Origin of the sequence: Pantoea dispersa, assembly GCF_014155765.1 — a bacterium.
Lineage (GTDB): Bacteria > Pseudomonadota > Gammaproteobacteria > Enterobacterales > Enterobacteriaceae > Pantoea > Pantoea dispersa.
The window spans coordinates 114,911-130,386 of sequence record NZ_SCKT01000001.1 but is presented as its reverse complement, the minus strand read 5'-3'; the positions used below and the strand labels follow the sequence as shown (position 1 = coordinate 130,386).

At 54.1% G+C, this 15,476-nt stretch carries 14 protein-coding genes, 2 tRNA genes and 1 other RNA gene; 9 read left to right on the top strand and 8 right to left on the bottom strand.

What is annotated here, in order from left to right:
* Nucleotides 1–33: 33 nt before the first annotated feature.
* Nucleotides 34–2,712: a bifunctional acetaldehyde-CoA/alcohol dehydrogenase gene (gene adhE / locus H7K56_RS00665; RefSeq protein ID WP_058771261.1), complete on the top strand. Its 2,679-nt coding sequence runs from the start codon at nucleotides 34–36 to the stop codon at nucleotides 2,710–2,712.
* A gap of 53 nt (nucleotides 2,713–2,765) precedes the next feature.
* On the opposite strand, the gene tdk is transcribed toward adhE, so the two are convergent.
* Complete coding sequence (gene tdk / locus H7K56_RS00660) at nucleotides 2,766–3,386, bottom strand: thymidine kinase (protein ID WP_058774613.1); 621 nt, start codon at nucleotides 3,384–3,386, stop codon at nucleotides 2,766–2,768.
* A 3-nt stretch (nucleotides 3,387–3,389) separates the two neighbouring features.
* Between tdk and H7K56_RS00655 the strand changes: the two genes are divergently transcribed.
* A complete protein-coding gene (locus H7K56_RS00655) occupies nucleotides 3,390–3,707 on the top strand; it encodes a hypothetical protein (RefSeq protein WP_150360552.1) in 318 nt (105 codons plus the stop codon).
* An 82-nt stretch (nucleotides 3,708–3,789) separates the two neighbouring features.
* Nucleotides 3,790–4,197: a histone-like nucleoid-structuring protein H-NS gene (hns, locus tag H7K56_RS00650; protein ID WP_031280215.1), complete on the top strand. Its 408-nt coding sequence runs from the start codon at nucleotides 3,790–3,792 to the stop codon at nucleotides 4,195–4,197.
* Between the two features lie 99 nt (nucleotides 4,198–4,296).
* On the opposite strand, the gene H7K56_RS00645 is transcribed toward hns, so the two are convergent.
* The 5 genes from H7K56_RS00645 to rssA all read right to left on the bottom strand — a co-directional run bounded on the left by H7K56_RS00645 (nucleotide 4,297) and on the right by rssA (nucleotide 9,807).
* Nucleotides 4,297–5,304 carry an NAD-dependent epimerase gene (locus tag H7K56_RS00645; protein ID WP_058757710.1) on the bottom strand — a complete coding sequence of 336 codons (1,008 nt, stop codon included), beginning with the start codon at nucleotides 5,302–5,304 and terminating at the stop codon, nucleotides 4,297–4,299.
* Between the two features lie 14 nt (nucleotides 5,305–5,318).
* A complete protein-coding gene (locus H7K56_RS00640) occupies nucleotides 5,319–6,659 on the bottom strand; it encodes a UDP-glucose dehydrogenase family protein (protein ID WP_021510077.1) in 1,341 nt (446 codons plus the stop codon).
* Between the two features lie 23 nt (nucleotides 6,660–6,682).
* Nucleotides 6,683–7,591: a UTP--glucose-1-phosphate uridylyltransferase GalU gene (gene galU / locus H7K56_RS00635; protein ID WP_021510076.1), complete on the bottom strand. Its 909-nt coding sequence runs from the start codon at nucleotides 7,589–7,591 to the stop codon at nucleotides 6,683–6,685.
* Nucleotides 7,592–7,783: 192 nt separating this feature from the next.
* Nucleotides 7,784–8,800 carry a two-component system response regulator RssB gene (gene rssB, locus H7K56_RS00630; RefSeq protein ID WP_021510075.1) on the bottom strand — a complete coding sequence of 339 codons (1,017 nt, stop codon included), beginning with the start codon at nucleotides 8,798–8,800 and terminating at the stop codon, nucleotides 7,784–7,786.
* A gap of 101 nt (nucleotides 8,801–8,901) precedes the next feature.
* The gene (gene rssA, locus H7K56_RS00625) at nucleotides 8,902–9,807 is read right to left on the bottom strand and encodes a patatin-like phospholipase RssA (RefSeq protein WP_021510074.1); all 906 of its coding nucleotides are present in this window, start codon (nucleotides 9,805–9,807) and stop codon (nucleotides 8,902–8,904) included.
* Between the two features lie 96 nt (nucleotides 9,808–9,903).
* Between rssA and H7K56_RS00620 the strand changes: the two genes are divergently transcribed.
* The 6 genes from H7K56_RS00620 to xthA all read left to right on the top strand — a co-directional run bounded on the left by H7K56_RS00620 (nucleotide 9,904) and on the right by xthA (nucleotide 13,208).
* Nucleotides 9,904–10,359 carry a YchJ family protein gene (locus H7K56_RS00620; RefSeq protein ID WP_040679954.1) on the top strand — a complete coding sequence of 152 codons (456 nt, stop codon included), beginning with the start codon at nucleotides 9,904–9,906 and terminating at the stop codon, nucleotides 10,357–10,359.
* Nucleotides 10,360–10,416: 57 nt separating this feature from the next.
* Entirely contained in the window at nucleotides 10,417–11,265 is an 849-nt protein-coding gene (purU, locus tag H7K56_RS00615) for a formyltetrahydrofolate deformylase (RefSeq protein WP_031280214.1), read from the top strand.
* A 144-nt stretch (nucleotides 11,266–11,409) separates the two neighbouring features.
* Nucleotides 11,410–11,494 (top strand) — tRNA-Tyr (locus H7K56_RS00610).
* 44 nt (nucleotides 11,495–11,538) lie between these two features.
* Nucleotides 11,539–11,623: transfer RNA gene (locus H7K56_RS00605), tRNA-Tyr, on the top strand.
* Between the two features lie 40 nt (nucleotides 11,624–11,663).
* A non-coding RNA gene (locus tag H7K56_RS00600) (RtT sRNA) lies at nucleotides 11,664–11,790 on the top strand.
* Nucleotides 11,791–12,401: 611 nt separating this feature from the next.
* A complete protein-coding gene (gene xthA, locus H7K56_RS00595; protein WP_136548163.1) occupies nucleotides 12,402–13,208 on the top strand; it encodes an exodeoxyribonuclease III in 807 nt (268 codons plus the stop codon).
* Between the two features lie 33 nt (nucleotides 13,209–13,241).
* Here the strand turns inward: xthA and H7K56_RS00590 are convergent, their stop codons facing one another.
* Nucleotides 13,242–13,538, bottom strand: a complete 297-nt coding sequence (locus H7K56_RS00590) for a YnjH family protein (RefSeq protein ID WP_021510070.1) — start codon at nucleotides 13,536–13,538, stop codon at nucleotides 13,242–13,244.
* Nucleotides 13,538–15,460 (bottom strand): DNA topoisomerase III, encoded by a 1,923-nt coding sequence (locus H7K56_RS00585; protein ID WP_021510069.1) that lies wholly within the window; start codon nucleotides 15,458–15,460, stop codon nucleotides 13,538–13,540. The genes H7K56_RS00590 and H7K56_RS00585 overlap by 1 nt, the downstream gene beginning before the upstream one ends.
* Between the last annotated feature and the right edge of the window lie 16 nt (nucleotides 15,461–15,476).

The following is a 15,476-nucleotide window of genomic DNA, read 5'->3' as shown; positions in this document are numbered from 1 at the left end:
ACTAAAAAAGTTTAACTTCCTTAGGAGAGTATTATGGCCGTTACTAATGTTGCCGAGCTTAACGCACTGGTAGAACGTGTTAAAAAGGCACAGCGCGAATACGCCAATTTTAGTCAGGAACAAGTTGATACCATTTTCCGTGCAGCCGCCCTCGCCGCTGCCGATGCCCGTATCCCTCTCGCCAAAATGGCCGTTGCCGAATCCGGCATGGGTATCGTTGAAGATAAAGTCATCAAAAACCACTTCGCTTCCGAATATATTTATAACGCTTACAAAGACGAAAAAACCTGTGGCGTGCTGGACACCGATGATACCTTTGGCACCATCACCATCGCTGAGCCGATTGGCCTGATTTGTGGCATCGTGCCCACCACCAACCCGACCTCTACCGCCATCTTCAAGGCCCTGATTAGCCTGAAAACCCGTAACGGTATTATCTTCTCTCCTCATCCACGTGCCAAAGATGCCACCAACAAAGCGGCAGATATCGTACTGCAGGCTGCTATCGCGGCCGGCGCGCCAAAAGACATTATTGGCTGGATTGATGCGCCATCGGTTGAGCTCTCTAACCAGCTGATGCATCACCCGGATATCAACCTGATTCTCGCCACCGGTGGTCCGGGCATGGTGAAAGCGGCTTACAGCTCCGGCAAACCAGCGATTGGTGTGGGCGCGGGTAACACCCCGGTGGTGATTGACGAAACGGCCGATATCAAACGCGCGGTTGCTTCAATCCTGATGTCAAAAACCTTCGACAACGGCGTGATTTGTGCGTCTGAACAGTCAGTGATTGTCGTGGATTCTGTCTATGATGCCGTGCGTGAGCGCTTCGCCAGCCACGGTGGCTACCTGCTGCAGGGCAAAGAGCTGAAAGCGGTGCAGGATATCATCCTGAAAAATGGCGCGCTGAACGCGGCGATTGTCGGTCAGCCGGCTTACAAAATTGCTGAACTGGCAGGGATTAGCGTGCCGGTGAGCACCAAGATTCTGATTGGTGAAGTGAAACTGGTGGATGAGTCTGAGCCGTTCGCCCATGAGAAGCTCTCGCCAACGCTGGCCATGTACCGCGCGAAAGACTATTACGATGCGGTGGATAAAGCAGAAAAACTGGTGGCAATGGGCGGTATCGGCCACACCTCCTGTCTTTATACCGACCAGGATAACCAGCGCGAGCGCGTTAACTTCTTCGGCGACAAAATGAAAACCGCGCGCATCCTGATCAACACCCCGGCTTCACAGGGCGGGATCGGTGACCTGTATAACTTCAAGCTGGCCCCTTCACTCACGCTGGGCTGCGGTTCATGGGGTGGTAACTCTATCTCTGAAAACGTGGGTCCAAAACACCTGATCAACAAGAAAACCGTGGCCAAGCGAGCTGAAAATATGTTGTGGCATAAACTTCCGAAGTCTATCTACTTCCGCCGCGGTTCTCTGCCAATTGCGCTGGAAGAAGTGGCGACTGACGGTGCAAAACGCGCCTTTATCGTCACCGACCGCTTCCTGTTCAACAACGGTTATGCTGACCAGGTCACCCGCGTGCTCAAATCACACGGGATTGAAACCGAAGTGTTCTTTGAAGTAGAAGCAGACCCAACGCTGAGCATCGTACGTAAAGGTGCCGAGCAGATGAACAGCTTCAAACCTGACGTGATCATTGCCCTGGGCGGGGGTTCACCGATGGATGCGGCTAAGATTATGTGGGTGATGTACGAGCATCCGGAAACCCATTTTGAAGAACTGGCGCTGCGCTTTATGGACATCCGTAAACGTATCTACAAGTTCCCGAAAATGGGTGTCAAAGCGCGCATGGTGGCCATTACCACCACTTCCGGTACCGGTTCAGAAGTTACGCCGTTTGCGGTAGTAACCGACGATGCCACCGGCCAGAAATATCCGCTGGCAGACTATGCCCTGACGCCGGATATGGCGATTGTCGATGCCAACCTGGTAATGGAGATGCCGCGTTCGCTGTGCGCCTTTGGGGGTCTGGATGCCGTCACCCATGCGCTGGAAGCCTACGTATCGGTACTGGCCAACGAATACTCCGATGGTCAGGCGCTGCAGGCACTGAAGCTGTTGAAAGAGAATCTGCCTGCCAGCTACCGCGACGGCGCGAAAAATCCTGTGGCGCGTGAGCGTGTTCACAATGCGGCGACCATTGCCGGTATCGCTTTCGCCAACGCCTTCCTCGGCGTGTGTCACTCCATGGCGCATAAACTGGGCTCTGAGTTCCACATTCCACACGGTCTGGCCAACGCCCTGCTGATTTGTAACGTGATTCGCTACAACGCGAATGACAATCCAACCAAGCAGACTGCCTTCAGCCAGTACGACCGTCCGCAGGCACGCCGCCGCTATGCTGAGATTGCTGACCATCTCGGTCTGAGCGCAGCCGGTGACCGTACCGCGCAGAAAATTGAAAAACTGCTGGCATGGCTGGAAGAGATGAAAACTCAGCTGGGCATCCCAACTTCTATCCGCGAAGCGGGCGTGCAGGAAGCTGACTTCCTGGCGAAAGTCGACAAGCTAGCGGATGATGCGTTCGATGACCAGTGTACCGGTGCTAACCCACGCTATCCGCTGATTGCCGAACTGAAACAAATCATGCTGGATACCTTCTATGGACGTGAGTTCTCAGAAGCAGATAACAGTGTTGCTGCTGAGGGTGAAGCTAAAGCCGTAAAGAGTGAGAAGAAAACCAAGAAGGCCTGACTGGCCTGATACAAAAAAACCCGCTGCGGCGGGTTTTTTTATGCTGCGGCTATTCAGGCGTGAGGCAGTTGTGAACCGTAAATGGCGTTTAGCGAGCCGTCATTAATCGCCTGTTTATAGTGCTTGCGGCACACAGAGATATAACGCTCATTACCACCGATCACCACCTGCTCCCCTTCGCTGAACGGTTTACCCTTAGCATCCAGTCGTAACACCATGCTGGCTTTGCGTCCACAGTGACACACGGTTTTCAATTCCACCAGCTTATCGGCCCAGGCCAGTAAATACTGACTGCCGGTAAATAACTCACCGCGAAAGTCGGTACGCAGACCATAACACAGCACCGGAATATCCAGATTATCTACCACGTCCGACAGGGCTTTCACCTGCTCCCGCGTCAGAAACTGGCTCTCATCCACCAGTACACAGTGAACCGTCTGCTTCGCGTGCTGTTCCGCTATTTCACTTTCCAGGTTGGTCTGCGCGTTATATAAAAAAGCCGGAGACGAAAGACCAATACGCGAGCTGACTTTTCCGGCGCCGAAGCGGTCGTCAATTTCCGCGGTATACACCAGCGTACGCATGCCGCGCTCGTGGTAATTGTAGGAAGACTGCAGCAGTGCGGTGGATTTTCCCGCGTTCATCGCTGAGTAATAAAAATAGAGTTGCGCCATAAAATGTCTCTTGTCACTGCCCGAAACTGTTGCGCGGGAGTCTATCATAAAGCTGCTGCACTGTTGCGATGCATTATTTTATCAACTGCTCAAATTAACGCCATCGTCATAGATCAGCAGCATCCTTATCAACATTTCGCACGTTATGTCAAAGCCGTGATCATGCAGCAATTTTATTCAGCATTAATAGCGCTGATGCCCGGGCGAAAGGCGCGCAGCGGTATTTATCCCTGCAAAACCTGTGCTATCAAATCTATAAAAAGAATAATAAATAGCGCCTTAAAAAGCTTAACAACATTAACTTTACGTTTTGCTTTTTAATCTGGCTATTGCAGTTATTTTTCACCGCCACTATTATGAGGCGGCAGAACAACTCCATTTATTATATTTTGAGATTAGGACAATGAGCGAAGCACTTAAAATTCTTAATAATATCCGTACATTGCGCGCGCAGGCTCGGGAATGCTCTCTGGAAACACTGGAAGAGATGCTGGAAAAGCTTGAGGTTGTGGTGAATGAACGTCGTGAAGAAGAATCTCTTGCCCAGGCGGAAAATGCCGAGCGCAGCCGTAAGCTGGAACAATATCGTGAAATGCTGATGGCAGACGGTATTGATCCAAACGAACTGCTGCAGGCATTAGCGGAAACCAAAGCGCCAGGTAAAGCCAAACGCGCGGCACGTCCGGCGAAGTATGGTTACGTCGACGAGAACGGTGAGAACCGTACCTGGACCGGCCAGGGACGTACGCCAGCCGTGATTAAAAAAGCGATTGAAGAACAAGGTAAACAACTGGACGATTTCCTGCTGTAAGGAACCAGTGCTTCGCAGCATGCCAGCCCTGGCGCTGTGCTCTGTTTTACACCGGGTAAGAAAAAAGGAAGCCGCTGGCTTCCTTTTTTTTATCGCGACTTATTGCTGATAGAAGTCGCGGTACCAGTCAACAAAACGCTGCACGCCCTGCTCTACGCTGGTCTGCGGGCGGAAATTTATCGCGTCATACAGCGGCTGCGTGTCTGCGCTGGTGCCTAATACATCGCCGGGCTGCATCGGCAGCATATTTTTCTTCGCCTCAATCCCCAGCGCTTTTTCCAGCGACTCAATGTAAGTCATCAGGCTGGTAGGCTGACTATTGCCAATATTGTACACACGATACGGCGCCGAACTGGTGGCAGGCGAGCCGTTTTCCACCGTCCAGTTTTCATCTGCCTGCGGAATCACGTCCTGCAAACGCACAATCGCTTCGGCAATATCATCAATATAGGTAAAGTCACGTGTCATCTGGCCGCGGTTATACACATCAATCGCATCACCGGCCAGCATCGCGCGGGTGAACTTAAACAGCGCCATATCCGGGCGGCCCCACGGACCATAAACGGTAAAGAAGCGCAATCCGGTGGTGGGTAATTGGTAAAGATGTGAATAGGTATGCGACATTAATTCGTTGGCTTTTTTCGTCGCAGCATAAAGTGATACCGGATGGTCAACGGAATCATCCGTGGAGAACGGCATTTTACGGTTCAGGCCATAAACCGAACTCGATGAAGCATACAGCAGGTGGCCAATCTTATGATGACGGCAACCTTCCAGAATATTTAAGTGACCAATCAGGTTGGCATCAGCGTAGGCGTGCGGATTCTCGATGGAATAGCGAACACCCGCCTGTGCACCTAAATGGATCACACGCGCAAACGCATGCTGTTCAAACAGGGAAGAAATGGCCTGGCGATCTGCCAGGTCCATTTTAAGAAAAGTAAACGCGGGATGTGCGGTAATCTGGTCGAGGCGCGCCTGTTTCAGGCTGACATCGTAGTAATCATTCAGGTTATCGATACCAACAACCTGGTGACCGGCAGCCAGCAAACGCTGACTAACGTGAAAACCAATAAATCCTGCCGCGCCGGTGACCAGAAAATTCATACATCCCTCATTTATTACACAATTTGAATAGACGCTCCGCGGCCGATTGCATAATAAACGAAACCGCGTTTGCTGATACGCTCCGGATCATACAGGTTACGACCATCAAAAATCACGGGTTGTTTTAACGAGGATTTAATCACGTCGAAATCCGGAGCACGGAAGTTCTGCCACTCGGTGCAGATCACCAGACCATCGGCGCCCTGCAGCGCAGCTTCTTTAGTGCCGCACAGCTTCAGATCGTCACGATGGCCGTAGATGCGCTGAGCTTCTTCCATCGCTTCCGGATCAAACGCCTGCACCGTTGCACCCGCCTGCCACAGTGCTTCCATCAGCACGCGGCTTGAGGCTTCACGCATGTCGTCGGTGTTCGGTTTGAACGCCAGACCCCACAGCGCAAACGTCTTGCCACGCAGATCGTCGCCAAAGTGACGTTTAATAAACGTCGGCAGCTTGTTCTTCTGCGAATCATTGACGTCTTCTACCGCCTGCAACAGGCGCGGGGTGTAGCCGATTGACTCTGCAGTGCGAATCAGCGCCTGCACGTCTTTCGGGAAGCAGGAACCGCCGTAACCACAGCCCGGATAAATAAAGTGATAACCGATGCGTGAATCAGAACCGATGCCCTGACGTACTTTTTCCACGTCAGCACCCAGGCGTTCCGCAAGGTTGGAAATCTCGTTCATGAAGCTGATTTTGGTCGCCAGCATGCAGTTAGCTGCATATTTGGTCAGCTCTGCACTGCGGATATCCATCAGAATCATGCGATCGTGATTACGGTTAAACGGCTCGTACAGTTCACGCAGCAGTTCGACCACTTCATCATTATCGGTGCCCACCACGATACGTTCCGGACGCATGCAATCGTTAACTGCGGCGCCCTCTTTCAGGAACTCCGGGTTGGAGACCACATCGAACGCGATATTGGCATCACGCTGCTTCAGCGTTTCGCTCATCACCGCGCGCACGCGGTCAGCGGTGCCTACCGGTACGGTAGATTTGTCGATGACGACTTTGTGATCGTTCATGTGCTGCGCGATAGTACGCGCAACCGCAGTCACATATTTCAGGTCGGCAGAGCCATCCTCATCCGGCGGCGTGCCCACAGCAATAAACTGCATTACGCCATGGTTTACGCCCTCTTCTGCGTTGGTGCTGAATTTCAGGCGCCCCGCTTCATAGTTCGACATAACCAGCGGCGTCAGGCCCGGTTCAAAAATTGGGATGATGCCCTTTTTCAGGTTTTCGACTTTCTTTTCGTCGACATCAATACAGAGAACGTCATGTCCGACTTCGGCCAACACCGCAGCCTGAACCAGACCGACATAGCCGATACCAAATACAGTGACTTTCATTGAATTATCCTGTGCTTAATGAATTACTTTTTGTTGCCTGCAACGCCGTCGAGCCACTGAGCGAAATCTTTGCCCAGCACCGGATGACGCACGCCATACTCAACAAAAGCTTGCATATAACCCAGTTTGTTACCGCAGTCGTGGCTCACGCCGGTCAGGTGGTAAGCTTCTACGGTCTCTTTTTCCATCAGCATGGCGATGGAGTCGGTCAGCTGTACTTCGCCGCCAGCACCCGGAGGGGTTTTCGCCAGCAGAGGCCAGATGTCCGCAGACAGCACGTAACGACCGACTACCGCCAGGTTAGATGGCGCTTCCGAGGCTTTTGGCTTCTCAACCACGCCCACCATCGGTGCGCTCTGGCCCGGTGCCAGCTCTGCGCCCTGGCAGTCAACCACGCCGTAAGCGGTGACATCGGCAACTGGCTCAACCATGATCTGGCTGCGACCGCTCTCTTCGAAGCGCGTCAGCATTTCTGCCAGGTTATCTTTGGTTGGGTTAGATTCGTACTCATCAATGATCACGTCTGGCAGAATCACCGCGACTGGCTCATCACCGACCAGCGGATGAGCACACATCACGGCGTGACCGAGGCCCTTGGCGATACCCTGACGTACCTGCATGATGGTGACGTGTGGCGGGCAGATTGACTGGATTTCATCCAGCAGCTGACGCTTCACGCGTTTTTCCAGCATCGCTTCCAGTTCGAAACTGGTATCAAAATGGTTTTCGATGGAGTTTTTAGAGGAGTGCGTAACCAGCACGATCTCATTAATACCCGCAGCAATACACTCGTTCACGACATACTGGATCAACGGCTTATCGACCAGCGGTAACATTTCTTTTGGAATAGCTTTGGTGGCAGGCAGCATACGCGTACCCAGACCTGCAACCGGGATTACCGCTTTTTTTACTTTAGACTTATAGGCAGACATCAAATACCTCTCTTAATAGGCCGTTCAAGTTAATACTTGATATGTCGGTTTAAAAACGAAATGAGTATATCAGTTAGTGTCAGACGGATTTATCCTGGATGGAGTTAATCCGCGGAATTTAAGACTATTACCCAAGTGTAAAGCTAAGCTTTGGCCCTGTCTTTAACCCGCGGAAAATATAAATCTGAGTGGCTATTCTTCGGACGATAACATCAGGCGAAGCCGGCCGCCGGCTCCCCAGACGTGACATTGCCAGGCATCGGCGCGCTGGCTGATTTGATTAAGATGGGTGCTGCCCATAGTGCCAAGCGGCACGCCGTTACTGAGCTGGATTTGCTGAGTATTGATGTGTAGCGTGGCATTCAGACCGGCTGAAACCAGAATCAGATTTTTCAACTGACGATGGTAGTAGCCCACCAGCAGCGGGAACTGACCGTTCAGGTTGGCCTGACGCAACAGCATATTCACCTGGCGCAGCAGCCCATTGAGTTCCGGCAGACGCTGCTTTTGCCCGGACAGTTGCTCCTGCAATAAACCGTTAAACAGTGCTCTGAGCAATAATGCAGCCAGCACGCCGTTGTCGCCGGCACGCGTTACGTCCAGGCAATAAAACGCCAGATCTTTGTCCGACAGCGCGGCGATATCCAGCACCAGCCCCGGCTGTTCCGCCATGGTGAGTTGACGATAGTTTATGCGGCAGCTGGCGATGGTTTGCTGGACTGGCGGTTGCAGCTGTTTGAGCAGCTTGGCGGCAGCGAGCGGATCGCGCACCAGGGCATCCCAGTCCTGAAAGAGCTGTTCATCTTCTTCCACTTTCGAGGTGAACATCGAAGGATAGAGGCACTCAAACACCGCTTCACGGAAACGTTCCAGGTTTTTTAGCGGCTTGAGCAGCACATCCTGCACGCCAAGGCGCAGCACGTGGGCAATATCGGCCATGTTCTGCGTGGCGGAGATGATCAGGATGGGCACGCTATTACCGCGTGTACGAATTCGCTCGACAAACTCAATACCGCCCATGCGCGGCATTTCCAGATCGCAAATGACCAGGTCCACCGACTGCGCGGCGAGTAAATTCAGGCCGTCGAGTCCGTCGCCCGCTTCGAACGTGCTGGCTCCAAGGCCAGTTAACAATGTGTCCAGCAATGAACGGAAAACGACCTCATCTTCGACAATGAGTATCTTTTTGCCGATTAGCGGTTTTTCCATTCTCTCCCCCTGCGTACCAGATATTTCAATAGTGGTTCATAAAACGCCGTTGCGCCTTTCAGAATTGGCTGAAGTCACAACCCCCGTGAATGAACAACTGATTATCTGCTACGGACCAGCGGTAATAGTTCATCCATTTTTTTCTCCACGGCGGCCTTGCCTGCCGCAATGGCCTCTTCAGCCCGATGAAAGTCCAGCGTTGAAATCTGCGGACAAAAAGGCTGAATCAGCACATCCGGCGGATCGCCTGCCATACGGTTACGTTTCAGGCGATTTTCCAATACCTGGATTGACGTTGACATAATTTCCATCGCGCCTGGAGACTGGCTGGCGCGCCGATGGGTCAACCCCATCAGACGCTGGCGCAGTTTTTTGCCCCAGCTCAGTGCTTCTGCCGCTGCCGCCTCTTCACCGCTCTGCGGCGTGACCGACAGCAGATCCTGCTGCATCAGGTGCGCATCATGTTGCAGGTCAACGGCAATCACAATGTCAGCGCCCAGCGCGCGGGTCAGCGAAATCGGCACCGGGTTGACCACCGCACCATCCACCAGCCAATAACCATTGTAGCCAACCGGAGGCAATAAGCCTGGCATACTACACGATGCACGCACCGCCTGGTGCAAATCCCCTTCGGTCAGCCACAGCTCGCGTCCGGTGCTGAGGTTGGTTGCCACCACGCCAAAGCGCTTATCCGCGTCTTCGATGAGCTCGTTAGGGATCAACTGACGGATATGGCTAAACACCCTGTCGCCGCGCAGCAGGCCACCACGCTGCCATGAGAGATCCATCAGACGGATAACATCCCAGTAGCGAAACGCGCTGACCCACTTCTCCATCAACGCCAGACGGCCGTTGACGTAGGCAGAACCCACCAGTGCGCCGACGGAACAGCCAGCCACGACATCCACCTCAATACCGGCGCGCTCCAGCGCGTTAATGACACCGATATGCGCCCAGCCTTTGGCAGCGCCCGATCCCAGGGCCAGCCCAATCCTGACTTTTCTCATCTCACCTCGTGATCAACCTGATGCGTAGCTTCACGCTGGCCAGTCGGCTAACATAGCGCACACTTCCATTAACTTTAATCACTCTCAGGAGATGATGTGTCCGAAAAGTGCCCCTGCTGCAGCGGAGAGCAGTATAGCCTATGTTGTCAGCCCTTTCTGAACGGGCAACAAACGCCACAGCGCGCTGAACAGTTAATGCGCTCGCGTTACAGCGCTTACGTTAAGCAAAACGCCGCCTGGCTGGTAGAAACCTGGCATCCCAGCCAGCGCGTGGCCGGACTGGAGACGCTATTATCCGAAAGTTTCGCCACCACAGAATGGCTTGGCCTGAATGTAACCCGTTGTAATCACGGAAGCCATGAGAATGAAGCCTTCGTGACTTTTTTTGCGCGTTATCTCGAAAAAGGCCGTACCTGCAGCCTGTATGAATGTTCACGCTTTCTTCGCGAGGATCAACGCTGGTACTATGTCGACGGAACAACGCCGGAGTTAGGGCGTAACGATCGCTGTCCTTGTGGCTCCGATAAAAAATACAAAAAATGTTGTGGCTAATCTGGACAGATGCCCAACAGCTTCACCATTCATCGCTTTGACAGGACTCTGATCGAGATGCAAGCGCAAACCATGCAACGAAAAGTTTTACGGACCATTTGCCCCGATGCCAAAGGTCTGATCGCCAAGATCACCAACATTTGCTACAAGCACGAACTGAACATTGTGCAGAACAATGAGTTCGTCGATCACCGTACCGGGCGCTTTTTCATGCGCACAGAGCTGGAAGGCATTTTCAACGACAACACGCTGCTGGCTGACCTCGACAGCGCGCTGCCGACCGGTTCAGTACGTGAGCTGCACAGCGCCGGACGTCGCCGCGTGGTGATTCTGGTCACCAAAGAGGCGCATTGCCTGGGCGATCTGCTGATGAAGAGTGCCTTTGGTGGTCTGGACATGGAAATCGCCGCCGTTATTGGTAACCATGAAACGCTGCGTTCGCTGGTCGAGCGTTTTGACATCCCGTTCGTGCTGGTCAGCCATGAAGGCCTGACGCGCGAAGAGCACGATAACCGCATGGCGGATGAGATCGATCGCTATCAGCCGGATTACGTGGTGCTGGCGAAATACATGCGCGTGCTGACGCCGGCGTTTGTGCAGCGTTATCCCAACCAGATCATCAATATTCACCACTCGTTCCTGCCAGCCTTTATTGGCGCCCGTCCTTATCATCAGGCCTATGAGCGCGGCGTGAAGATCATCGGTGCCACAGCGCACTACGTGAACGACAACCTGGATGAAGGCCCGATCATCATGCAGGACGTGATTAACGTCGATCACAGCTATACCGCTGAAGAGATGATGCGTGCCGGACGCGACGTGGAGAAGAATGTACTGAGCCGCGCGCTGTATAAAGTGCTGGGCCAGCGCGTATTTGTTTACGGCAACCGCACGATCATTCTTTAACCACTGCGGCGCTGATTTGCGCAACTCTTCAGCGCCACGCGTAAAAAGTGGGCAAACGATTGAGTTTTTTACTGCGGGCGCTTTACAGACTGAACGCATTTGGTATGATGCGCCCCGCTTTCAGGCATAAAGATTCAGGCCAGTGGCGGGATTCCCGAGCGGCCAAAGGGAGCAGACTGTAAATCTGCCGTCATCGACTTCGAAGGTTCGAATCCTTCTCCCGCCACCATCTGAATCCATTCTGCGCCTGAATCTTCTGAGCTTCATATCCCTGGCGGGATTCCCGAGCGGCCAAAGGGAGCAGACTGTAAATCTGCCGTCATCGACTTCGAAGGTTCGAATCCTTCTCCCGCCACCATTCTATGCTGCACTCTTCTTCCAGCCAGTCAACAAAGCCAGTTAATAACACCTGGAGAAGGATGAGAAGCTTCGACCGAAGCTTCGGGTCGAACGCAGTGAGACAACGCGCGCAGCGCGGCCCGCAGGGTGAGCCGCTTGCGGCGAATAATCCTTCTCCCGCCACCATTTCATGCTGCACTTTTCACCAGACCGACATCTGAATTTACGCGATGCCAGGTCGCCATCAATGGCGCCCCTACAGTGGTGCGTACTGATATCTTACCTATGAGACTGGCTGGTAGGGTGCGCATTAATGCGCACCTGGTTCAGCGCACAAGGTGAGCCGCTTGCGGCGAATAATCCTTCTCCCGCCACCATTTCATTTTGCACTTCTCCTCCAGTTGTCATCTGAATTCAGGCAATGCAAGGTCGCCATCAATGGCGCCCCTACAGTGACACGGACTCAAGTGTTACCCATGTGACCGGTTTGTACCCACATGCCACCCCTGCAGTGATACGGCCTGAAATGTTACCCATGTGACCGGTTTATATTCTCATCGTCCCAGTTGTCACCCGGATTGTAGGGTGCGCATTAATGCGCACCTGGATATTCACATCAACGCCCCTAAGCTAAACGGCATCGCCTGTCTTACCCCGCTCTCCAGCGTCTCCCACCACAAATCACCTGCGTTCTGCCTCTTGCTCTTATCGGCACGCCCTTATGACGCAAGCCATGACTTTTGCCGCAAACCTGGTTACCATCGCCGCAACCTTTTGCGACGAAAAATGGCAGCGAAATGAAATTTGTCTCTTTTAACATCAACGGTTTGCGCGCACGCCCTCATCAGCTGGCGGCGCTGGTTGAACAGCATCAACCGGATGTCATCGGCCTGCAGGAAACCAAAGTGCACGATGACATGTTCCCGCTGGAAGAGGTCAGCAAGCTCGGTTACAACGTGTTTTATCACGGCCAGAAAGGCCATTACGGCGTGGCGCTGCTGACCAAGACGCAGCCGGTGGCAGTTCGACGCGGTTTTCCTGATGACGGCGAAGATTCCCAGCGACGTCTGATCATGGCAGAAATTCCCAGCCCGATTGGCGATATCACCGTCATCAACGGTTACTTCCCGCAGGGGGAAAGCCGTGACCATCCCATCAAGTTCCCGGCCAAAGAGAAGTTCTATCGCGACCTGCAAAGCTATCTCGAGCAGCAACTGGCGGCCGACAAGCCGGTGCTGATCATGGGCGATATGAACATCAGCAGTACCGACCTGGACATTGGTATTGGTGAAGAGAACCGCAAGCGCTGGCTGCGCACCGGCAAATGCTCATTCCTGCCGGAAGAGCGCGAGTGGATGGATCGTTTGCTGCAGTGGGGGCTGGTCGATACGTGGCGTGAGAAAAACCCGAAAACCGCAGATCGCTTCTCGTGGTTCGACTATCGCTCGAAAGGATTTGATGACAACCGCGGTCTGCGCATCGATCTGCTGCTGGCCAGCCCACCGCTGGCATCACGCTGCATCGACAGCGGCATCGACTACGACATTCGCAGTATGGAAAAGCCGTCCGATCACGCGCCAGTGTGGTCCAGTTTCAAGCTGTAACTGAACAGCGTGGCGCCTGCGCGCCACGCCCGCTTATTTAATGATTTTCCAGATCAGCGGATTGGTACCCAGCACTTTTTCGTCACGCGCACACTGCAGCAATACGCCCTCTGCTTTCACCACGGCGCCTTCGGAGTAGCTGCGGTTTTCATAGATACAGCACTGCAGGCAGTTGTTCTGCTGACGATTCTGCCCCTGCGTCCACACTTCCGGCGGCATATCCACCACCACATCGGTATTGCCCATTCGCGCGGGCTCCGGCTGGCGATTAGCCAGCGCGGCATGGCTGCACAACAGCAGCCCACTCAGCAACAGCGTTGCGTAACGCATTATTCCGTCTCCTTCGTTTTGCGCCGGGGCGTTTTGCCTTTACTGCGCGTCTTCGCTCCGGTCGCGGCTAATCCACGAAAAGCCTGCAGCGACGGCCTCTGGCGCGCCTCACCGATCAAACCAATTAAGGTACTGACCAGCGGCTGCATAAACTCATCATAGCGACAGGCTTTTTCACTGATGCGGGTAAGCGTTGACTCCCAGTGCGCCGTCATATCCGGCCGCGCGGCCATCTCAGGTAACGCATGAATCAGCGCCCTGCCCGCCTCGGTTGAGTGAATATAGCGACCTTTTTTCACCAGAAATGTACGGCGGAACAGCAATTCTATGATGCCGGCGCGCGTCGCTTCCGTTCCTAAACCATCGGTCGCACGCAGCACTTTCTTTAATTCTTTATCCTGCACAAAGCGGGCAATACCGGTCATGGCCGACAGCAGCGTGGCGTCGGTGAACGGCCGCGGCGGCTGAGTCTGCTTCGCCAGCACCTCACCACGCTCACACAACAGCTCATCGCCTTTACTCACCACTGGCAGCGGCGTGCCATCATTCTCTTCATCGCGCTCTTTACTGCCCAGCAGCGCACGCCAGCCGGCTTCGGCAAGAAAACGTGCTTTGGCGACGAACTTGCCACCGCCGATATCGAGGTCGATGACGCATTTGCGAAATACCGCGTCGGGACAAAACTGCATCAGATACTGGCGCGCAATCAGACCGTAAATATTGGCTTCATTGTCGCTCAGGTTCACCTTGCTGGCGCGCGCCGTAGGAACGATGGCATGGTGCGCATCCACTTTTTTATCGTCCCAGCAGCGATTTTTCTGATCCGCATTGAAATCCGCTGGCAGCGACACGTCCGGCTGATGCGCCTGAATGGCGTTCAGCACCGCATGACGTCCGGCAAAATGTTCATCCGGCAGATAGCGGCTGTCCGAACGCGGATACGTAATCAGCTTATGGGTTTCATACAAACGCTGACAGCAGTCCAGTACCGTCTGGGCACTCAGGCCAAAACGCTTCGCCGCCTCGATTTGCAGGCTGGAGAGGGAAAATGGCAGCGGCGCCGTTTCTGACTCCCGCTTATCGTTGTAGCCGGTAACCCACGCCGGTTTGCCGTTGATACGTTCAAGCACGTGGTCAGCGAGAGGACGATGCAGTAAACGGCCCTCGTCATCCTGCCACGGTTCACAGGCATCGCTGGGGATCCAGCTGGCAACGAAGCGCTCCTCTTTCGGGGTGACAATGTGCGCCTTCACTTCGAAGTAATCCTTCGGCACAAAGTTTTCGATCTCTTCATCGCGCCTCACCACCAGCCCCAGCACCGGCGTCTGAACGCGTCCCACCGAGAGCACGCCGTCGTAACCGGCGTTGCGGCCCAGCAGCGTCCAGGCGCGGGTCATGTTGATGCCATACAGCCAGTCAGCGCGCGCCCGGGCCAGCGCCGAGACACACAATGGAATGAATTCACGGTTCTCGCGCAGACGGCTCACCGCGCGCTCGACCGCCGCAGGATTCAGGTCGTTAATCAGGCAGCGCTGCACCTGCTGGCGCTTTTCAGCCGGCAGCTGCAGATAATCGAGCACTTCGTCGACCAGCAATTGTCCTTCGCGATCCGGGTCACCGGCGTGCACCACCACGCTGGCCTGCTGCAGTAAGCCCTCGATCACTTTGAGCTGCTTCGCCACCGACGGGCGCGGCTGCAGGCGCCATTTATCCGGGATGATGGGTAAATCCGCCAGATTCCAGCGCGCATAGCGGCTGTCATAGCTGTCAGGCTGCGCCTGCTCCAGCAGATGCCCGACACACCAGGTCACAACCTGGTCATTACCACAGGCAATATAGCCGTCGCCACGTCGATGCGGTTTGGGTAGCACATCGGCGATGGCGCGCGCCAGACTGGGTTTTTCAGCAATAAACAAACGCATGAATGGCGTCGTTCCT

Coding starts and splice junctions, on each gene's coding strand:
- purU (WP_031280214.1), top strand. CDS start 10,417: ATGCAAGCGCAAACCATGCAACGAAAAGTTTTACGGACCATTTGCCCC.
- xthA (WP_136548163.1), top strand. CDS start 12,402: ATGAAATTTGTCTCTTTTAACATCAACGGTTTGCGCGCACGCCCTCAT.
- rssB (WP_021510075.1), bottom strand. CDS start 8,800: ATGGAAAAACCGCTAATCGGCAAAAAGATACTCATTGTCGAAGATGAG.
- galU (WP_021510076.1), bottom strand. CDS start 7,591: ATGTCTGCCTATAAGTCTAAAGTAAAAAAAGCGGTAATCCCGGTTGCA.
- H7K56_RS00645 (WP_058757710.1), bottom strand. CDS start 5,304: ATGAATTTTCTGGTCACCGGCGCGGCAGGATTTATTGGTTTTCACGTT.
- H7K56_RS00655 (WP_150360552.1), top strand. CDS start 3,390: ATGTCTCTTGTCACTGCCCGAAACTGTTGCGCGGGAGTCTATCATAAA.
- tdk (WP_058774613.1), bottom strand. CDS start 3,386: ATGGCGCAACTCTATTTTTATTACTCAGCGATGAACGCGGGAAAATCC.
- rssA (WP_021510074.1), bottom strand. CDS start 9,807: ATGAGAAAAGTCAGGATTGGGCTGGCCCTGGGATCGGGCGCTGCCAAA.
- hns (WP_031280215.1), top strand. CDS start 3,790: ATGAGCGAAGCACTTAAAATTCTTAATAATATCCGTACATTGCGCGCG.
- adhE (WP_058771261.1), top strand. CDS start 34: ATGGCCGTTACTAATGTTGCCGAGCTTAACGCACTGGTAGAACGTGTT.
- H7K56_RS00590 (WP_021510070.1), bottom strand. CDS start 13,538: ATGCGTTACGCAACGCTGTTGCTGAGTGGGCTGCTGTTGTGCAGCCAT.
- H7K56_RS00640 (WP_021510077.1), bottom strand. CDS start 6,659: ATGAAAGTCACTGTATTTGGTATCGGCTATGTCGGTCTGGTTCAGGCT.
- H7K56_RS00585 (WP_021510069.1), bottom strand. CDS start 15,460: ATGCGTTTGTTTATTGCTGAAAAACCCAGTCTGGCGCGCGCCATCGCC.